The following is a 19,289-nucleotide window of genomic DNA, read 5'->3' as shown; positions in this document are numbered from 1 at the left end:
CGACATTACATCGAATCCAGAACCAAAGAAATAAGCAGGCCGGCGGCTGCGAAAATGCCCGTCATCGGTCCTCCGTCTTCATATGCTTCAGGCATCATCGTCGAGGCAATCATGGCGATGATTCCGCCTCCTGCAAATGCTGCCATCGCTGCCAGGATATAGTCCGGGGCATGATCGAGGAATAGATAGCCCGACATCGAGGATAGTGCCGAAATGAGCAATACGGATAACCACATCAGCATGATTTTCTTCTTCGAATACTCACTTTTGAGCAAACCAGTTGTACTTGAGAGCCCCTCCGGAATATTACTGATGAAGATGGCAATGACCAATAACCAGCTTACCGAGCCACCGCTTATTAAGCTTGCACCAATCATGATCGACTCCGGTATGGCATCCATCACCGTTCCGATGAAAATGGCTAGACCAGCTTCCTTCGTAGAGCTATTATTGGACCGTTTCCTTTTATCCGCACCTTTTTTGGAAATAAGAAAATTCAAGGCGGTAAATACGACGGCCCCTGTTATGAATCCGATCGCCGTCGCCCAGATCCCTCCATCACTCACCGAATCGGCAAGCAGCTCATATGCCGCTGCACCAATCAATACACCCGTACCAAAAGCCATAATATAGCCAATGATGTTTTTCTTTATCGGAATGAATATGGCGGCTAATGCGCCAAGCAGGACAGCCGAACCCGAAACCCCTCCCCAAAAGACCGCATTCCACATAGAATTCCCCCATTTCCTTTTTATAGGATAGTGTACCCTGGTAGATGCTGGGGTAAACAAGGGGCTGCCTTTTGTAAATTCCAGCAAAAAAAAGCAGTTATATTCGCTGCCATGGTTTTTATGTATAGAATAGTAGATTCGTCATGATTATCCTGCCCTTCGCTGCCTTATATGACTGATATTTGCGGTTTTCCTTCTTCTCTTTCACTAACCTTTTCTATTTTATCGACAAACATTTGAAAAACCTTTCTCTTTTCTTCCAGCTCTTTTATCGATTCTTTCAATTCATTCAATTTTTGTTCAAAAGGTTTATGATAGAGCTCACGGATATTTCGAATGATTTCATCATTTATAGTGGATTGTACAACTTGTTTGGTAATATTGAACTTATAGGAATAAACCTGAAGATCACGCTTAACCTCTTCATATTCCTTTTCTATCCCTTTTAACACATCACTGATTTCTTCATTCCATTCTACTAAAGCATTTTTCACATGTTCCTCCACCTTTATTCCCCCTCAAAATCCGTCTCCATAAAAACTTATTTTATCAAAACTTCATTTCGGTTTCTTTTCGGCTAAGTTACTTAACATATAAGTTTCATTAAAAACAGATAACAGCCTGCAGCGAGTTAGAAACACTTTTTTAAAATTACAATGTAGCCTGACATGTCACTTTAGTCGATAATTTTAAGTGCTATTTTGCACATTCAACCCAGGCTACCTGTATTTTTTAAGACGATAAAGAGGTTTATGTTAACTAACTTATTTTTTATTAAAATTGCATATCTAAAGGCTAGTACCTGAAGCATCGTCCACTTTTGTATTAGGGTACAGGCACATGCCCATCAAGCTAAGAAAACAGGTCACCCCCGAAACGATAAAGGTTACAATAAGTGCAGAATTTTGTTTTGGGGTTGTATAAAATTTTAACTTGATGGCGATGTGGGTGCATCCCTGTAGAGAAAAAGTTCACATTCTTAACGTTGTAAATCCACATTTTCCTGACAACACTACAAAAAATAAAAGAGCTATTCAAATTTAACTAGTTGAATAGATCCTTTATTTTTCATTCATTATCATCCTGAATACTGTCTAATCTAAAAATCCTTTTTAGAAAAACAAAAGTCCTAGTGAAATAACAATACCACTTACAAAAAGAGTCAATACACAGTAACCCATAATATCTTTTGCCTTTAGACCAGCAATAGCAAGAGCAGGAAGTGCCCAGAATGGTTGGATTAAATTAGTCCATGCATCTCCCCAGGCAACCGCCATAGCCGTTTTTGGAATGGATACATCAAGTGCTATCGCTGCATCCAGCATGACAGGAGCTTGAACCGCCCATTGACCTCCACCAGATGGTATGAAAATATTGACCAATCCTGCACTTAAAAACGCAAATAACGGGAATGTAAATTCATTAGATATTGAAACGAAACCATTAGATATAACAGTAGCTAAACCTGATGCTGTCATCATACCCATAATCCCCGCATAAAAAGGGAATTGGATGATGATCCCACTCGCTCCTTTTACTGCATTAACAACAGCCTCTAAAAAGTGTTTTGGAGTACCATGAAAGAGAATTCCTAAAAATAAGAATAAGAAATTAACAATATCAAGATTTAGTTTAAAACCGTTAAGTACAAAATAATAGAAAAGAAAAACAATCCCTAATATCCCAATTGATAGAGAGATAATCCGGCTATTCTCAAGCCTCTCAGCAGGAGTCAAATCCTCTTTTTCAATAGTAGCTGCCTGGACATCATCCTCTAGGAGAGCAAGATCTACAGTCACTGTTTGTTCCTTTGAAGGCATCATGAATCGATTAACTAATGGAACGATTATGATTAAAGCTATAACAATAAAAAGATTAAAACTAGAAAATATCGTTTCACTTGTTGGGATAATACCAATTAAATCTTCGGAAAAGTGGCCTGGAGTAGCAATAGTCAATGGAGTTGATCCAGATATTCCGCCATGCCAGATGAGAAATCCAGAATAAGCACTCGCAATTAAAAGGCGATAATCAACATTTTCTACTTTTTTCGCTAATTCTTTAGCGAACAAAGCCCCAATAACAAGTCCGAATCCCCAGTTTATCCAGCTTGCTACGAGAGAAACGACACTTACAATAATAATTGCCTGACCTGGAGATTTAGCCATAGATGCAAGAGCACCTAATCCCCTTTTAAAAATTCTGCTACTAGCCAATACATGTCCAGTTACTAAAACAAGAACCATCTGCATAGCAAAAAGAAGCAATCCCCAAAATCCATTTCCCCAATGCTGAGTCATCTGATAAGGTCCGCTATCGGTGAAAATAAGTCCCAATCCAAACACAACAAAAGTTAAAATAATAACAAATATAAATGGATCGGGTAAATATCTCTGCATAACACGATTAAAAAAGGCTACCATTACTTTCAACTTTTTATCCTCCTTTTTAAAATCAACCCCCCTTTGTAATTTCTACAATTATTAACAAATTCCTCTATCTATCCGTGAAGCTAGATTTGCTTCAGGTATAGGTTGTGTTCATTGTGGAAGTAAATCTGTTAAACAGTTGAGAAGTTAAGATGTTAACAGGGTTAGTCCATAGAAAGCAAAAACGCTCAGAGCCTTTTCACTCTAAGCGTCATAATTAAAAGGGACATTTATTCCATTAAAGCTCCCGATTATTGAATAAAAAAATCAAATAAACAAGGATAAAAGATAATTAAAAGCTTTGAGTTCAATTTCCAGAAGTGCTAAGAGATAAATAGTCTGTCTGTGAAATAACATCTACTTCTTGTCCATCTTTTTCGTAAACGGTTAAACTACCTTCTCGCTCTTTTTTCTCCCAACCCCATAGTTTAATGATTGCTTGGCACCTTAAAGGCAGACCATTTTCTTCTGAAGCGGGACCCCAGTTATAAGCTACCAGTTTACTCTTATTAGCTGTTATTTCAGCAGTTTTGGGTACTGGAAACCCCTCGAATTTTTCTGATTCCTCATAAGAAAAAAAATTATTAAGGGAATGCCAATTAATAAAGCAGTTAATGCAATTAACCCACCTACTATTTTTTTATTAATCTCTGTTCATCCTTCCACGTTGTTTTTTATTGAATTCAAAATCACAACAAAATCTTCTAAATTTCTTTCACCGTTAAACTGCCCTTTTGTTGAATAAGCTTCCGTAGATACAATACCATAAAAAGTAAATTCCCCCCTCCTCTTTTTATAAGCAACAATCCTTACGAAAAGAGCCAAAGGAAAAGAAAAGCCTTGCAGCTGGCGGATAACCAATCCAGAACTTCTGCAAGGCTTTTTACTTTTAATCAGTGCCGAAAATGGGCATGGCTTGCTACTTTGTTTTGAATCGGGTCCTGTTGACTCAAAAGCTTCCGACTAATTATTTTTTAAAACGTTGAAATATAATCTTATTCAAGGGAGTATATTTCTTAAAAGTCCTAATCATATCATGCTAAGGGGGAAACAAATGAATGACATCTACCCCAATCACAGGGAAGTTTATCTTGAAGCCATTGATAAAGCCTTAGAAAAAGGTCTAGCTGCTAAAGAAGTCGTCTGTTCCATTACGACAGGTTTTCGAGATATTCCATCCATCCGGACTGCACCGGGGCTTAATCCTTACCACGCTTCAGTAGCTGATATTGGCTACGGATTTGATTCTGTACGTGGAACAATCATGAGGATACAACAAGGAGAATCCATTTCTCTTGCAAAGGATATGCTTGTGTTTGAACTTGATACACTGCGTATTAGCGAAAAACAATTAAGCCCTAATTTTGAACTAGCAGTAAAAGGTGCGAAGCCGGATACTTTTTATTTGATTGAACAAAGTAGATATTTAAACCGCCAAATCGCAGAATCAATCAAAGAAGCGATACGTCTCGGCAAAGCCTTTCTTGGACCTGAATGGAAGATCATCCGTGCACGAATCCAGAATATTCAAGCAATCCCGCGTCTATAGGAAGGAGAGAAGAGCATATTGCCTAATTCACAACCCATGGAAATAAGTATGGTAGATCACCAACATTTGATGGAATGGTGGAAAACAACGGAGTCAGCTAAAATAGTGGTTCAACATTTAATTTCGTTGATAAGTGAACTTCGATTGCACCCAGAATCCAGTCACGCAGATGGAATGGTTCTTTTTTATCGGGCCGCTTCCGAAATTTCATACGGTTACGCCGGGACACGCGGATGCATCCGAAGGGCTTTTACAAGTGAATATTCTTATGCACTCAGGAAAAATATGGTGATGTGTCATAGCTTCGCACAAAAATACTCAGTTGATACGAAAGTTCTCCTTGAGCGTGTAGCAAAGCAAATCACAGGACCAAACGCCCTACAATTGGTAGACCGCATAAGGGGAAAATTAATTGAGAATGACGTGATGTTAAGTGATATGGCTAAAAGAGCTCAAACTTTCTTTGGAAAAGAACCCTTCCAGTCCATTCAAATGGAAGTAAAGCAATCCAATACATTGGCAAGAGAATAGTCTTAGGCTACCCAACCCTAACTAAAAAGAAAGCGTCAAGCAGCCCTAAATTTACTACACGAGTGGTGTATTTCGGGCCTACTTTTTGTTTGTTTCATTTTTCACTCTGCATATAGAAGGTAAATCAGATGACCGCGGCAAAACTTTATCTATCTCTTCTTTATTCATAAGATCTATGTTTGGTAGAGATTCATACAAATAGTGGAAATGATGATAGGGACTTAAACCGCTCTCCATTGCCGTTTCGACCACACTATACATGACGCCCCCCCCCCTCTAGCACCTCGCAGTATATTAGAAAACAACCAATTTTCTCTCCTGATGACAAAGGTTTAATCGTACGTTCACTTCAAAAAAGTTAACAGGTGCAAAATAATAATATCCGATTGCCGTTGGGAGAATGCTGTCCGATACACCGGTAGGACAGTTCATCATTATCAATAAAGCCCCCCAACCCTGGAGGCCCATTCGGGACAATGTGGATGAGTTTATCAAAAGAACACTATGGCATCCATGGAACGGATGATCCAGCTCACTTGGTAAAGCCGTATCAAAAGGATGCATTCGAATCCATAATCAGGACGTGGAGGAATTATCAAGGATTGTTCCAATCGGGACGATTCATCCTTAATGTGTTTAGGGAATGATGATAAATAAGCCGATGGAATTGCCCCATCGGCTTATTTTGGCATGAACGTAAAATCACACTTGAACCAATTTCTTCGCCTGAATTTTATACTGAAGATCCGCTACATGGTTTATGAACGCTTGATCATGGGATACAAATATGATCGTCCCTTCATATGCCGCAATAAAACGTTCTAATGCTTCAATGGCCGAAATATCCAGAAAATTGGTCGGTTCATCTAAAAGCAGAATGTTGTATTCGCCTAAGAACAACTGACAAAGTTGGAGGCGAATCGCTTCGCCGCCACTTAATGACTGAACACTTTTCAGTATATCCGTCCCGACAAACTGCATCGAATGCAGGATGCTTCTTAAAAATCCTTCATCATATTCTGAGCGGTTTTCCAAGAATTGCAGAACCGTTTCATCTCTTGCAAATCGATAGCTCATTTGACGGAAGTAACCTATTTTCGCTTTTGGAGAAAGCGCCAAGCCTGCACCATCATTTGCAATATGGTGAAGCAAAGTACTTTTACCGGTGCCATTGCTGCCTGTAATGGCTATTTTTTTACCTAGCGGCAGCTGGAAACTCACTTCATCCAATAATACTTTTTCCTTCACTTGAAGAGTCAATCGGTCTGCCATGATCGGGAACTTATTATGCAATTCCAATTGCTTTGACTGGCGAAATACGATTCGCCTTTCCTCTTGTACAGCATCGACTTCCTGAAGCTTTTCCGCTCGCTGCTCAATTGCCTTCGCTGCACGTTGTGCGGCTTTTTGGCTTGTGCCTTTCGATTTCGTCATGAACGTCTTATTCGGTTTTGCATTCGCCTCTTTTTTCGATAACCTTCCAGCTTGGGCGATTTTTTCAGCTTTTTTCATTTTTTCCTGCGCTGCTTTTTCAAGCCGGCTTCTTTCCTTTATGAATTGTTCATGAGCCTGCCTCTGTTGTTCACGTTGTAACTGCTTCTGTGCCATGTACTCGCTGTAATTTCCTGAATATACGTGTACCTTGCCTTCATGCACTTCCCAAATCGTTGTCACAAGTTCATCCAATAAAGCCCGGTCATGACTAATTAATACAAGCGCACCATAGAAATAGCGTAATTCATCAAGTAAAAACGAAATGCCGTCTTGGTCCAAATTGGTTGTCGGCTCATCGATAAGTAACGCTTCAAAATGGTGGGTAAACAATTGGGCAAGCTTCAGCTTTGTTTGCTCACCGCCGCTTAGCGATCCTGAATCTCGCGGAACTGCCAATTTTCCCAGTAACGCCGGATCAGCCTCTGTAACAGCAGGCGCTTCTACTTGCTCAAAATAACCACGATCAACATAACCCTTTACTTTTCCGCTTGCCGGTTGAATTTCCCCGGCAAGTAACTTCAATAACGTACTTTTTCCTGTACCATTTTTCCCGACGATGCCGATGCGGTCAAATTGATGTACAGCCAATCGTTCAATCTTCAATATCTCTTTATCTAAATATGTCACTTCGACATTTTCTAATTCAAAGCATATTTGTTCCATATTCGCTACCTCCGAAATTTTTGATTTCGTATCGATAGCTTGGATCGATACGAGCTTCTATTTCAAGCTCGCATCAAAAGAATAATAAGAACTGCAATGTACATTCCCCCTAATTCAAAGTCACCGCTGAATGATCACATATTCGAAATTTCCAAACTCGTGAAAAGTAACATCATCATGTAAAAATCCCGCCAAAACAAAAAGTACACAGAAGGCTCTGTGTACTGAAAAAAACGGCATAGATACCCGGTAGAACGACAAAACTCCTACAACATATCCATCCTATACACACAGCAAATAACCCCTTATACAAAGTGGCTTTTTCCTATAATATGTGTGTATATCAGTATAGTTGTAAAAATGCCACGTTTATCGCTCCTTTCAATTCTTGCCCCTATTCTAACCAGAATATTTCCAATAGTCAATAATTATTGTTTTATATAACGGATGATTAATGACTCTGGACTTTTTGTTTTGATTTCGGGTTTTTGAAACAAAAAGTGAAAAAACAGTTTCCCGAATGAATTTATTCAAAATTTCACTCTCCAAAAAGTAATTATCTTACAATTAAGTTTTGCATGTTAATATTAATAATTAAGTAGGTAAGAGCTACAGAATAGTGGAAATACATATAAAGAAGACATAGATCAACAAGCTAAAGACAGTATGGGGGGATGTCAAAAATAAAACAGGCTGCTCTTTTAAAATCTTATAAGGAGTGAAAAATATGAACAAGAAAATTATCATGTGGGTTACTGGTGTTCTTGTAGCCATCATTCTTCTTGGGTCAGCGGGTATGACATTCTATAAATACGCTCCAACTGAAGGAAAAACAACTACAGAATCCTTTGAATGATTTTATTTATGGTTTCTGTTCCAATAAAGCATAGTTCCAAATCGAAATAATAAGGAGTAGATGCTTTGTGAAAATTGATCCAGAAAAACAAGAATTGATTAGGACATACTCTTTAGTTGCTATTGCAGCAAGCCTTATAGTCATTGCCTATAATATAAATGCCTACTTAGGTGATGTTGTTCAAATGTTGGCCGCACTTGTAAACAAAGGGAATTAATCTAAGCTAGTGAAATAGGCCTAATACGCCAACCTTTTCCTGTCTGCGTTCGCCAAGAAACGGAAAAAGAACCACTCATCCCTCCAAGATGGCAATGGTTCTTCTTCTGATTCTTCTGATTAAGAGTTATTAGTTGTGACCAACCACTCTTGCTAGTTGTCAGCCTCATGTTCCCTTATTGGGCTGTTTTTAGTTTATGTAAAATAAGGATAACATACCCCCATTTTAAAGTGAATATTCATAGAAAAATAGTCATGGTGATACATAGTTTGAAATTTAGCTAGTTTTCAGAAAAAAATGACAGGGATCTCCCCTGCCATTCCATCAATTCATACTGATCGGCCAATAATAAAACACTAGCGTAACCATGATAATCATGACGCCGCTGATCATTAAATAGGTTGGGTATCTGCGGGTGATGTTCATTTCTTTTTGCTCGTCTATTTCAATGGGGGTTTGAAGGATATTGGCTTGAAACTCCCTTTCTTCGATGGTGATCGTTCCATACTTAGAGCCAATGATAAGTGCGCCTATGCTTAAGATTAAACCTATGATGACAGGATTGAGGTAAACGGGAAGGCTTATTCCGAACATGCCGAGGCTTTCTCCGAGAATCACGCCAAAGAAGCCGAATACGATGCTCCAAAAGGCTCCTTCTTTCGTTACCTTCTTTGAAAATACGCTTGATATGGCAATCGGTCCCCATGATGCCGCAAATAATGTAGCCGCAAAGTAGCCGATCCACATGACGGCAGGCGGCTGGAACAATCCAATCAATAGAATGATCAGGCTGATCACGACCATGGAAATGCGGCTGGCCCGTAATAGATGTTGATCGGTGTATTCCTTTTTCCGGGATTGTTCCATGATATCCCGTGTTATGCTGCTTCCTATAATCTGAAGGAAGCTCGAACAGGAGGATAATGCCGCAGCCATGATGCCGCTGACGATGATGACGCCAAGCCATGTCGGGACAATATTCATCGCTGCCCAAATGAATACCTTTTCCGTCGGGGCGATATCCGCTTTAATGGTGGTGATTGTCGAGATGCTGATATGAAGGAACAAATAGACGGTTAAAATGGATATAGTTGCCCATACGCCGGCTCGGATGGCTACGTGTTCATTCTTAGCCATCAAATATCGGCTGCTTTGCCATGGACTCACTGCAATGACAATGCCCCAGACCAAGCCCATGATGACTGCCCAGGCCAATGCTTCCCAAGGCGTGCCCATCGTTGCCCCAGATCCGGTGATGCCATGCCAGCTTAATAAATCAGGCCGTTCGGCCAGGTTTGCCGCTTTAGTAACGGCATCAGGGAAACCGCCTGCTGATTTTATAATATAAGGAAAGCTAATATACGTTGCAATCGAGAATAAAAAGAACATCACGGTATCATTCACCATGACCCCCTTCGCACCTGAGAGAATGGTAAAGGATGAATACACGACCCACATGATCACCAGGGCCATTGGATAGGAAACACCGGAAACCTCGGCCAATAAAACCGCTGCCCCTTGGGTAACGGCAACCAAGTATGCAGCGATTCCGAGAATCGTCGTGATGGCAGCTGCCAGCCGGACCTTTTTGGAATGAAAGCGGTTACCAAAAAATTCAGGAACGGTCAATGATTTACTTCTTCTTAAATACCTGCCAAACAGGAATACCCCGAATATATAGCCGCTTGCATTAAAGATAACGAGGATAAGCAGCAGGATCGGATACCCTTCATAGGAAAATCCCGCTTCTCCCATGAAAGATACCGTACTTAGGAAAGAGGCAACAAGCGTACCCGTTATCATCAATGTGTTTCCGCTACGTCCAGAAACATAATACTCCTCAGAGCTTTTCACTTTCCTGAATAAAAAGATGCCGATCGAGACATACACACAAAAGGATATGATAATACCAAGCAGAAAGGCCACTTACATCCCCACCTTTTCGATCGGATCTTTTGCTTTTATTTCTTCTTGATTCTTTTTCATTTTCACTAAGAACACCTTCGTGATCCACCCCATGACAATTAAGGAACCCCCATAACTTAAAGAGAAAATCAACTCACCCATTTTTTGACCCCCTTATCAAAATAGAAATAATCAATAGTTAAATATGCAATATCCATACCAAGTTTTTGAATATTCAGATTTCAATAGAGGTTAATTTTATTTATCATCATGATAGCTAAATTGGTATTTGCCTAGTTTGCGCATGATCGTCGTTTGGCTAACCTCCAGGGCCTTGGCCATTTTTCGGGTAGATTTATAGGTGGAAAGGGCCTGGGACAATAGTTGCTTTTCCGTTTCCTCTAACGCTTTTTTCAAGGGAATGATTCCTGTTAAATTGACTAGCGCCGTATCTTTGTAGGTTAAATCGGAAGGCAAATCCTCTATCGTTACGATAGGTTTTCTAGCCGTCACGACAATCTGTTCAATTACATTTTCCAATTCGCGAACATTGCCCGGGTAATCCTGCAGCTGCAGAATTAACTTTGAATGATCATCGATCGTGATGGATTGACCGTACTTTTCATTGAATTTCTTCAGAAAATAATCGGTCAATAATAGAATATCTTCCTTTCGCTCACGCAGCTGCGGTATTTCCATCGGAACGACATGCAGCCGATAATAGAGATCTTCACGAAACTGATTATGTTTGATCATTTGCTTCAAGTCTTTATTCGTAGCGGAGATAATGCGAATATTCACCTTTTTCTCCTTCGTTCCTCCCACCTTCATGAACGTTCTCTCCTGGACCAGATGCAGGATTTTCACTTGAATGTCGAGCGGCATTTCCCCGATTTCATCAAGAAACAGCGTGCCGCCATCAGCACTCTCAACAAGCCCTTGTTTCCCATGCTTATTGGCTCCCGTGAATGCACCGCTTTCGTAGCCAAACAGCTCGGATTCGATTAATGCCGATGGAATCGCGCCGCAATTCACTTGAATGAATTTCTTATCCTTTCTACTGCTAAGATCATGAATGGCCCTTGCTAATACGCCTTTCCCGACTCCGGTTTCACCATGGATGAAGATCGATGAATCCATCGGTGCGACTTTTTCAGCTAATTCCAAAACCTTTATCATCTTATCGGAATTTGTAATGAAGTTATTGAACGAAACGGTTCTCGAATTCTCATGCTGGGCCCGCTGGTTTCGAAGATTCACTCTGTTCAATTTACTCTTCATCTCAACCAATTCCGTAATATCCCTGGAATTCGAAACAATTCTATATAAGTTCCCCTCCTCATCAAAAATCGGCTTCGCGGTGCAGAATACAGTCAGCCCATGCGGATAGGTTTGTTCCGCTGAATGGATCGTTTTCGTTTTCATCGTTTTTAATGTAACCGAATTGACGATCAATCCCTTTTCAACTAACTCTTTAATGTTCTTATTAATAAAGGCCTCCGGCGGCAGCCCTGTAAGCTTCTTGCACGCTTCACTCACGAATAACGTGTCCCCGTTGGCATCGGTCACGAAAATTTCATCATAGCTGGAATCCAGGATTTGCGTCAGCTCTTTGACCTTCTTTCTTGTCACCTCAAGCTCTTCATACAGTGATTCATTTAAGCTTATTAAGCTCTTAATCTTCTGTTCAAGCAGCATTTCCCTGACTTCAGTGATCGGATAGCATCTATATTGGTTATCGCCATGTTGAATCACAAAATCATAGGTGCACAGATCCACTTCACTTAGCTTATCTAAATCCTCCACAACGACAAACGATGTATTCAGATAGGCCGTGATTTCTTGATCATGACCCTCACTATCCAATCTCTTCAAAAAGAAACCTTCCTCTAAAATACCGAGGATTTCCAAGTGATTTTTCATGATAATAAAAGGAGAAGAATTGATTTTCAGTAAGGATTTTATATCCAAAATAGAAATATCGGAAAATACAATTAGTGATTCTTTTTTTACTTCCGTATCCACACAATCACCCCATCATTCGATTTCGAACCGATTTTGTTACACTTTTTTGGGCGGCAAAGAAATAAGCGCCCCTCTCATTAGCAACGAATGTCCATATACCAACCAAATTTAAAGCTGAACCTTTTATGAATCACCACTTTTCAAAAAAGGTTCAGTTATCTATATATAAAATACTAGATTCATGAGCCATACCCTCTTTATCAAAGTAAAAAAACGATAATGAACCCAAATTCCCGAACGGCATGATTATTGCATATTGAACCTGTATAGGGATAGGTAGAGGTTATTGTCCTCTATACTCTCATTCTATCTAACATTAGGGAGTGGTCATGATCATGGCTCAATTCAAGAATCTGTTTACCCATTTAACGATCGGTTCTACTGAATTAAAAAACCGGATCTTAAGTACAGCACATCAAACAAATCATGTCACGGACGGAATCCCCACTTCGGATATGGTCGCCTATCATGAAGCCCGTGCTAAAGGGGGCGTCGGATTGATCATCCTTGAAGCGGCATCCGTACATCCATCCGGCATGCTAACGTCCAAAACGATCGCAGGATATGACGAAAGAATCGTCGATGCCTACAAAGAGATTTCCGAAACGCTCCATACGTATGGAACGAAGGTTTTCTCGCAGCTATTTCATGGCGGAAGGGAAGTTGTATCGAGCGACTACCGAAATGCGGCATGGGCGCCATCAGCCGTTCCCAGCCTGCGCTTCGGCGTCATGCCAAAACCAATGAGTTTAGAAGATATTGAAGGAGTGATTGAGGGGTTCGCCCATTCAGCACAGCTGGCAAAGGAAGGCGGACTTGATGGAGTCGAAATTTGCTGTTCACACGGATATCTTCCTGCCCAGTTTTGGTCGGTGCATACAAATAAACGCTCCGATAACTACGGCGGATCTTTTGAAAATCGAATGCGATTCATCGTGGAAATATTGGAGAAGGTATGGGAAAGAGTCGGGGAAGACTTTACCGTCGGCATTCGCATGAGTTCGGATGAACTGACGATGGACGGGACCACGATGAAGGATTCCGTGCAAATCGTCGAATATCTCGCGGAAAAAGTCCGATTGGATTTCATCAATGTCACGGCCGGAGATTCAAGCACCTTCGAGGGATCAACACATATCGTGCCGCCATCACCGATAAAGCACGCTTACCTATCTCCACATGGATTCAAAATCAGGATGGCGGGAGCCGTACCTGTATTTGTCGGCAATCGAATCGTCGACCCCGTTGAAGCGGAACAGATCGTATCCACCGGAAAAGCCGATGTCGTCGGAATGACTAGGGCCTTAATCGTCGACCCTGACATGCCCAACAAAGCAAAAAACGGCGACCTGCAAGCAATCGATGCATGCATAGGCTGTTTACAAGCCTGTATCGGTCACTATCATAAAGGACTGCCGATTGGCTGTGTCCAAAACCCGACAACAGGTAAAGAAGCATGGATATTACCAGAATTAAAGAAAACGAGAAACAAACAGAATGTCCTGGTCATCGGCGCCGGTCCTGGCGGATTACAAGCAGCCATAACTGCTGACCACCTCGGTCATTCCGTTACACTGATCGATCAAAGCAAATCAATCGGCGGCCTGCTCCGCACCATGCGCAAAGCGCCGATGCGGCATGAACTGGCAGAATCGATGCTCGATAACTACTCCCGGAAACTGATGAGAAGCAATATAAATGTGCAATTAGGAAAGACCGCCACCGCCCAAGAAATATCCGAAGCGAACCCGGACGCCATCATCTGTGCAACCGGCTCACGGCCCTATACACCAGCGATCGAAGGAATCGATGACCCACGGATCATCATGAGTGATGACCTCTTCAGCTCAACAAAAAAAGTTGGGGACAACGTACTCGTATTCGACTTCGGCGGCGACTGGCCCGGCATGGAAGCAGCCATCTATCTAGCCGAAAAAGGACATCGAGTCACACTCATTTCATCACGACTGCACATCGGTGAAACCGTCCACCAATATCTCAGGAACGAATACCTAAAAAAACTATACAACCTAAACGTCAAACTCCTACCCCATTACGACATCGGAGCAATCAAAGAAGATCACGTCATCATCCGGAACCTATTCACCCAACAAAAAGAAGAACTAACAGATTGGGACTCCATCGTCCTCTCCCTCGGCCGCATTCCCAATACAGAACTATTCGAAGAAATGAAAGGCCATGCTTCTGTTGTGAAACAGATAGGGGACTGCCTTGGACCGCGTACTATTGAGGAAGCGACGCATGAAGGGATGATGAGTGCAATAAGTTTATAGGAGGGGAGAGACATTCCTTTGGTGGGGGTGTCTCTTTTTTGATTATATAGGTCTGGCACGACTGGCTCATTTTTTCTCCATTTCAATCTTTTTATCCTTTAAAATGTATTATTTTCAATCCATTTTGTATATAATACTATACATAAGAGGTGAAAAATTTGAAAAGAGGAAAAGTAAAAAACAACGTGCGGTATTTTCGAAGATTACATGATTTTACCCAAGAAGAACTTTCGGATCGAATAGGTGTACATAGACAAACCATTGTTGCTTTGGAAAAACAAAAATACGAACCCTCAATAGGAATTGTTTTAATGCTCTCTGCTGTATTAAATGAACCAATTGATAAATTATTCTTTTTTGAAGAAAAAACAAATTAAAATCAGGAGGGATCTTTATGCGTTTGAAAAAGTGGATGATTTTAGTTGGTTATATGTACTTATTCTTTTCCTTTGGATATTCATGTTATTCAAATTTCACAAATGATGGTAACCTATGGTTTTTATGGGGGATAGCTTCTTTTGTTATTGGTTATCAAGTAATCAATTTCTTAGTCAAGAAGAAAAATGATAAGTGGAACAGTAGTTACGTTGTTGCAGATCAACGTATTTTTCGCAAAATTCTAATTTCTCTCTCTATATCATATGTTTTTATTCTGATTTTTTTATTGATAGGAACAATTGGATTCTATAATGATTTTATATCAGGCTATAATATTTTGGTCGGAGCTATTATTTCAAGTTTGTTGGTTTTTATGATTTCCCAAATTGTGCAAGGTTTTGTACACTAATTCAATAAAAAATTTCATATAGGTTGTAAAAAAGTTAGTAAATCCTCCCTTATAGAATTGTAAGGTAAAAAATTATAAGGAGGATTTTACATAACAATCATTAAATCATTATCTTTAAATGCGCTAGAAAAACAATCAATTTATTCAATTTATCAAGAGTTTTAGTGATTTTCAATCTTACTGTTCTATTCTGATTATTCCCCTTCAGTTTCTTTTAATTATATATACCGTAATGGTATGATTACATAGAGCAAACCTATAGGAGGATAACATGAAAAAGCAAGTTAAAGTAGTTGCAGCCATTATTGAAAATGAAAAAGATGAAATACTATGTGCGTTACGCTCTCCAGATATGAGCATCCCGAACATGTGGGAATTCCCCGGTGGAAAAGTAGAAAAGGGTGAAGATCTTTTTACTGCTTTAAAAAGAGAGATTGATGAAGAATTAAAATGTAAGGTTGAAACAGATACTTCAATCTTTAATGATAATACGCATGAATATGAAACATTCATCATTAACCTACTGTCTATAAAATGTAGAATTATTGAAGGTACCCCAACTGCCAATGAGCATTCAAAACTAATATGGTTAAAGCGAGAGAATCTAAGCTCTTTAAAATGGGCTCCTGCTGACATTCCAGCTGTGGAACAATTAATCAATGAAAAAAATAGTCTTCTCAAATGAGAAGACTATACTCTTTTAGTAAACTCCGTATATAAACTAGCTGGGACCTCATTCTCTAATTCCATTGTAACGGTAATCGGCTTTTCCCCTTCATATTCCACGGTGTTACCCTTCCCGATATAAATATAAGGTTCTGTCTTTCCATCTATTTCTTTATACTTTCTAATAAATAAATGTAAATGTATCCCTCTATCCTGGTTGAATACAATATTCTTTCCTCTCTCAGAACTTGGGGCTGTACTATTCGGAGTCTGCCATTGAAAAATACGCTCATTTATAAATTCATCGTGGTAATTTATGCTCTCTTTAATATCTTCTTCTTTGTGTAAATCAATAAATAAGAAATAGTCATTTCCATTCGAAAGTAAACCAGAGCCCCTAAATGCACTGTGGCTTTTGCGATAATTCGATAGTAATGCAGCATCACCCATCTGATATTGTTCATACAGCTTCAAATGTGGCACACCATAGTAATCTTCTTTAAATTCCTTTTCATATCTAATGATTCCATAAATAATAAGATCTTCTACATATGTTCTATATTCTTCATTCTGTAGAACCCTTTGATAAGAAGATGTCTTAGTTAAATGACCATTTTCAAGTGCAAATAACTTTAAGTTCCTCTTTTTTTGACCAGGATCATAAAAATCCTGATTTAGACACTGAAAGGCATGCAATACGCTATCTTCATCTACCTCTTTAACTAACTTCAATATCTCTTGTTTTGCGGTTTCTAAAGTAATCTCATCATGATCCAATAGATATTTAGCAATCGCAAACTCATACACTCGCTTTAAAGGTAGCTTACTCGATAATTCCCTTATTACTCCTTCAAAAGCCTCGTCTAGTAATAGCCTTTTCAAGGAATCCTCTTTTTCTACTTTTGCTACAAATTGCAAATAGGTTTTTTCGCCATTAATAAACTTAATCGGATCTGGAGCTCCATCAAATTTCATATAATCCATTAATAAGAAAGGAATTTTACCTTGATTCATTTTCTTAAATTCAAAGTACTCTTCCTTCAAATACTTCAAAGAATTAAAGTTTTCCTTATCAATCTGCGCCAATATCCGTTCTTCAGAGATTTTATCCATTTGAATATGTGTACAACCTGGAATATTTGCAAAGCCAGTTGCAATAGCAACCTTCAAGCTCTCTTTATCATAATATCTACTACCATTCAAAGCGATGGCAATTAAGAACGTTTTACTATGATTCCCGATAAAATCAAGAACTGTTAGGAAACTCTTGTCTTTATGTTTACGTAGCCCCCGTCCTAGCTGTTGAATAAAAACGATCGGCGAATTAGTAGGTCTTAGCATTAATACGGTATTTACAGAAGGAATATCAACACCTTCATTAAAAATATCAACGGTGAAAATAAATTCTAAATCATCATGATCATCTTCTAATCTTTTTATATAATACGATCTCTGCTCGACTGAGTCATTTCCAGATAAACAGATACTTTGAATACCCCTACTATTAAATTCTTGTGCCATATATTGTGCATGTTCCACAGTTACGCAAAACCCTAAACCTTTTCTTTTGTCCCCGTCATGGCCATAGAAATTCATATTCTTATTAATAAAGTCGACTCTTTCGTTAACCTTTAATCTCTTCGTTATCTCCGCTACATCGTCAATATCTACATCACTTAAATCAATTCCCTCAATGTCGGTAATACCAAAATAATGAAAGGGAATAACCAGTTCATCCTCTAAAGCCTCATGTAAACGAACCTCCAAGGCAACATTATTATCAAATAGGTCAAAAACATTTTGTTGATCGCTTCTCTCTGGAGTAGCTGTCATTCCTAATGTGAATTGTGGGTCGAAATATTCTAGCACTGCTTGATAACTAGGACTGGTTGCATGGTGGGCCTCGTCAAAAATAATATATTCAAACTCGTCTCGTTTAAATTCTTCGTAACATTTAGACACCGTTTGTATGGTAGAAAAAATATAATCAGCATTTTTTTGCTTTTGATTCCCAGTCAGTAATCCAGATGTCAGTTTTTCATTAGGAAGGAGCTTTTTAAAGGTTTCTTTTGCTTTTTTTAATATTTCTTCTCTATGTACAATGAACAGTAATCTTTTAGGCTTGAATCCCTTTACGTCAAAAGCAGACATATACGTTTTACCCGTACCTGTTGCTGCTATAACTAAGGCCTTCTTTTCCCCAAACGATCTAATTCTTTCAAGGTTTTCAACCGCACGTTTTTGCATGTTATTAGGAATGATATATTCAGAGCTTTCATAAATAAATTGCTGCGTATTCGTATAGCCCTTTAATTTACTCAGAAACTCTTCATACTTACTAATAAAATTGTCATCCGCAACGACACTACTATTCCATAATCCATCATATTCCTTTAATACATCTTTAAGAAATTGAGCATCCTCTTTAGCAATAATCTCAATATTACTCTTAAGGGCACTTTGAGTAATATTAGAAGAGCCAATAATCACCTTATAACTATCCTTAAATTCAAAAATATACGCTTTCGTATGAAAACCAATCGCCTTATCCGTTTCAAAAATCTTCAAATGGATATTACTAAACTCATTTATTTTTTTTAACGCCTTCGCTTCAGTAAAATTCAGATAAGTAGAAGTAATAATCTTCCCCTTTACTCCCCTTTTTTCCGCGTTCTTGAAAGTATCCAACAAAAGCTGAAGACCACTATAATTAATAAAGGCCACGCTGAAATAAAACTTTTCACACTCATTTATTGAAGAGATTAATTCATTTAATAAATTACCCTTGTCTGAATTGACAATTAGCTTTTTCTCGATGCTCATGATTTGCTCCTGACTGTTTGATATATAAGGTTTTTTAGATATAAATGATTAATTCAATAACTCAAGAAACAATAATACATTTTTTCTGGTTTGTAATTAACAGAGAAAGTTTCTCTTCAACTGATGTTTGGAATAGTGTATCATACACATGTTTTAAAAAGGATATCCTTTTATACTAAATTGATTTTACAATTGAAGTGTTTCTTCTATTTTTTAACCCTAATTTCATTTGCTTCTACATAAATTTTCCCTTTCCCATTTTTTCATTTTGAAATAGCCTAAACTCAAACGGTATCTCTACGATTAGGAAGACTCTTTC

General features: G+C 39.0%; 19 protein-coding genes and 1 pseudogene. 9 read left to right on the top strand and 11 right to left on the bottom strand.

Annotation, left to right across the window (positions count from 1 at the left end; genetic code table 11):
- Nucleotides 1-5 precede the first annotated feature (5 nt).
- From N0M92_RS17965 to N0M92_RS17950, 4 genes are all read right to left on the bottom strand, one after another.
- Nucleotides 6-731 carry a ZIP family metal transporter gene (locus tag N0M92_RS17965; protein WP_260287101.1) on the bottom strand — a complete coding sequence of 242 codons (726 nt, stop codon included), beginning with the start codon at nt 729-731 and terminating at the stop codon, nt 6-8.
- Nucleotides 732-898: 167 nt separating this feature from the next.
- Nucleotides 899-1,237 (bottom strand): hypothetical protein, encoded by a 339-nt coding sequence (locus N0M92_RS17960; RefSeq protein ID WP_260287100.1) that lies wholly within the window; start codon nt 1,235-1,237, stop codon nt 899-901.
- A gap of 606 nt (nt 1,238-1,843) precedes the next feature.
- Nucleotides 1,844-3,154: a short-chain fatty acid transporter gene (locus tag N0M92_RS17955; RefSeq protein WP_397443875.1), complete on the bottom strand. Its 1,311-nt coding sequence runs from the start codon at nt 3,152-3,154 to the stop codon at nt 1,844-1,846.
- Nucleotides 3,155-3,814: 660 nt separating this feature from the next.
- Nucleotides 3,815-4,021, bottom strand: a complete 207-nt coding sequence (locus tag N0M92_RS17950) for a hypothetical protein (RefSeq protein ID WP_260287098.1) — start codon at nt 4,019-4,021, stop codon at nt 3,815-3,817.
- Nucleotides 4,022-4,214: 193 nt separating this feature from the next.
- Here N0M92_RS17950 and N0M92_RS17945 point away from each other — a divergent pair, with 193 nt between their 5' ends.
- Nucleotides 4,215-4,709, top strand: coding sequence for a hypothetical protein (locus N0M92_RS17945; protein WP_260287097.1), 495 nt, complete (start codon nt 4,215-4,217; stop codon nt 4,707-4,709).
- A gap of 18 nt (nt 4,710-4,727) precedes the next feature.
- A complete protein-coding gene (locus tag N0M92_RS17940; RefSeq protein ID WP_260287096.1) occupies nt 4,728-5,240 on the top strand; it encodes a hypothetical protein in 513 nt (170 codons plus the stop codon).
- 78 nt (nt 5,241-5,318) lie between these two features.
- Here the strand turns inward: N0M92_RS17940 and N0M92_RS17935 are convergent, their stop codons facing one another.
- Nucleotides 5,319-5,501 (bottom strand): hypothetical protein, encoded by a 183-nt coding sequence (locus N0M92_RS17935; RefSeq protein ID WP_260287095.1) that lies wholly within the window; start codon nt 5,499-5,501, stop codon nt 5,319-5,321.
- A gap of 33 nt (nt 5,502-5,534) precedes the next feature.
- Entirely contained in the window at nt 5,535-5,675 is a 141-nt protein-coding gene (locus tag N0M92_RS17930) for a hypothetical protein (RefSeq protein ID WP_260287130.1), read from the bottom strand.
- On the opposite strand from N0M92_RS17930, the pseudogene N0M92_RS17925 reads away from it, so the two are divergent.
- A pseudogene (locus N0M92_RS17925) lies at nt 5,620-5,871 on the top strand (L,D-transpeptidase); the annotation flags it as partial. The gene N0M92_RS17930 and the pseudogene N0M92_RS17925 overlap by 56 nt on opposite strands.
- 71 nt (nt 5,872-5,942) lie before the next feature.
- Here the strand turns inward: N0M92_RS17925 and N0M92_RS17920 are convergent.
- Complete coding sequence (locus N0M92_RS17920; RefSeq protein WP_260287094.1) at nt 5,943-7,397, bottom strand: Msr family ABC-F type ribosomal protection protein; 1,455 nt, start codon at nt 7,395-7,397, stop codon at nt 5,943-5,945.
- Nucleotides 7,398-8,124: 727 nt separating this feature from the next.
- On the opposite strand from N0M92_RS17920, the gene N0M92_RS17915 reads away from it, so the two are divergent.
- Both N0M92_RS17915 and N0M92_RS17910 read left to right on the top strand, forming a co-directional pair.
- Nucleotides 8,125-8,253: a hypothetical protein gene (locus N0M92_RS17915; protein WP_260287093.1), complete on the top strand. Its 129-nt coding sequence runs from the start codon at nt 8,125-8,127 to the stop codon at nt 8,251-8,253.
- Nucleotides 8,254-8,320: 67 nt separating this feature from the next.
- Complete coding sequence (locus N0M92_RS17910; RefSeq protein WP_260287092.1) at nt 8,321-8,470, top strand: hypothetical protein; 150 nt, start codon at nt 8,321-8,323, stop codon at nt 8,468-8,470.
- A gap of 324 nt (nt 8,471-8,794) precedes the next feature.
- Here the strand turns inward: N0M92_RS17910 and N0M92_RS17905 are convergent, their stop codons facing one another.
- From N0M92_RS17905 to N0M92_RS17895, 3 genes are all read right to left on the bottom strand, one after another.
- Nucleotides 8,795-10,396 (bottom strand): sodium:solute symporter family protein, encoded by a 1,602-nt coding sequence (locus N0M92_RS17905; RefSeq protein WP_260287091.1) that lies wholly within the window; start codon nt 10,394-10,396, stop codon nt 8,795-8,797.
- Complete coding sequence (locus tag N0M92_RS17900; protein WP_214793556.1) at nt 10,397-10,537, bottom strand: hypothetical protein; 141 nt, start codon at nt 10,535-10,537, stop codon at nt 10,397-10,399.
- Between the two features lie 96 nt (nt 10,538-10,633).
- On the bottom strand, nt 10,634-12,400 hold the full coding sequence (locus N0M92_RS17895; protein ID WP_260287090.1) for a sigma-54 interaction domain-containing protein: 1,767 nt from the start codon (nt 12,398-12,400) through the stop codon (nt 10,634-10,636).
- Between the two features lie 335 nt (nt 12,401-12,735).
- On the opposite strand from N0M92_RS17895, the gene N0M92_RS17890 reads away from it, so the two are divergent.
- The 4 genes from N0M92_RS17890 to N0M92_RS17875 all read left to right on the top strand — a co-directional run bounded on the left by N0M92_RS17890 (nt 12,736) and on the right by N0M92_RS17875 (nt 16,166).
- Nucleotides 12,736-14,694: an oxidoreductase gene (locus N0M92_RS17890; protein ID WP_260287089.1), complete on the top strand. Its 1,959-nt coding sequence runs from the start codon at nt 12,736-12,738 to the stop codon at nt 14,692-14,694.
- A 158-nt stretch (nt 14,695-14,852) separates the two neighbouring features.
- Entirely contained in the window at nt 14,853-15,071 is a 219-nt protein-coding gene (locus tag N0M92_RS17885) for a helix-turn-helix transcriptional regulator (protein ID WP_260287087.1), read from the top strand.
- A 17-nt stretch (nt 15,072-15,088) separates the two neighbouring features.
- Nucleotides 15,089-15,481, top strand: coding sequence for a hypothetical protein (locus N0M92_RS17880; protein ID WP_260287086.1), 393 nt, complete (start codon nt 15,089-15,091; stop codon nt 15,479-15,481).
- A gap of 271 nt (nt 15,482-15,752) precedes the next feature.
- Nucleotides 15,753-16,166: a (deoxy)nucleoside triphosphate pyrophosphohydrolase gene (locus N0M92_RS17875; protein ID WP_260287085.1), complete on the top strand. Its 414-nt coding sequence runs from the start codon at nt 15,753-15,755 to the stop codon at nt 16,164-16,166.
- A gap of 5 nt (nt 16,167-16,171) precedes the next feature.
- On the opposite strand, the gene N0M92_RS17870 is transcribed toward N0M92_RS17875, so the two are convergent.
- Nucleotides 16,172-18,970 carry a DEAD/DEAH box helicase gene (locus N0M92_RS17870; protein WP_260287084.1) on the bottom strand — a complete coding sequence of 933 codons (2,799 nt, stop codon included), beginning with the start codon at nt 18,968-18,970 and terminating at the stop codon, nt 16,172-16,174.
- Nucleotides 18,971-19,289 lie beyond the last annotated feature (319 nt).

The organism is Peribacillus aracenensis (assembly GCF_025175645.1).
Taxonomy (GTDB): domain Bacteria; phylum Bacillota; class Bacilli; order Bacillales; family DSM-1321; genus Peribacillus; species Peribacillus aracenensis.
The sequence above is the reverse complement of the archived record's forward strand: the minus strand, read 5'-3'. Positions and strand labels throughout refer to the sequence as shown.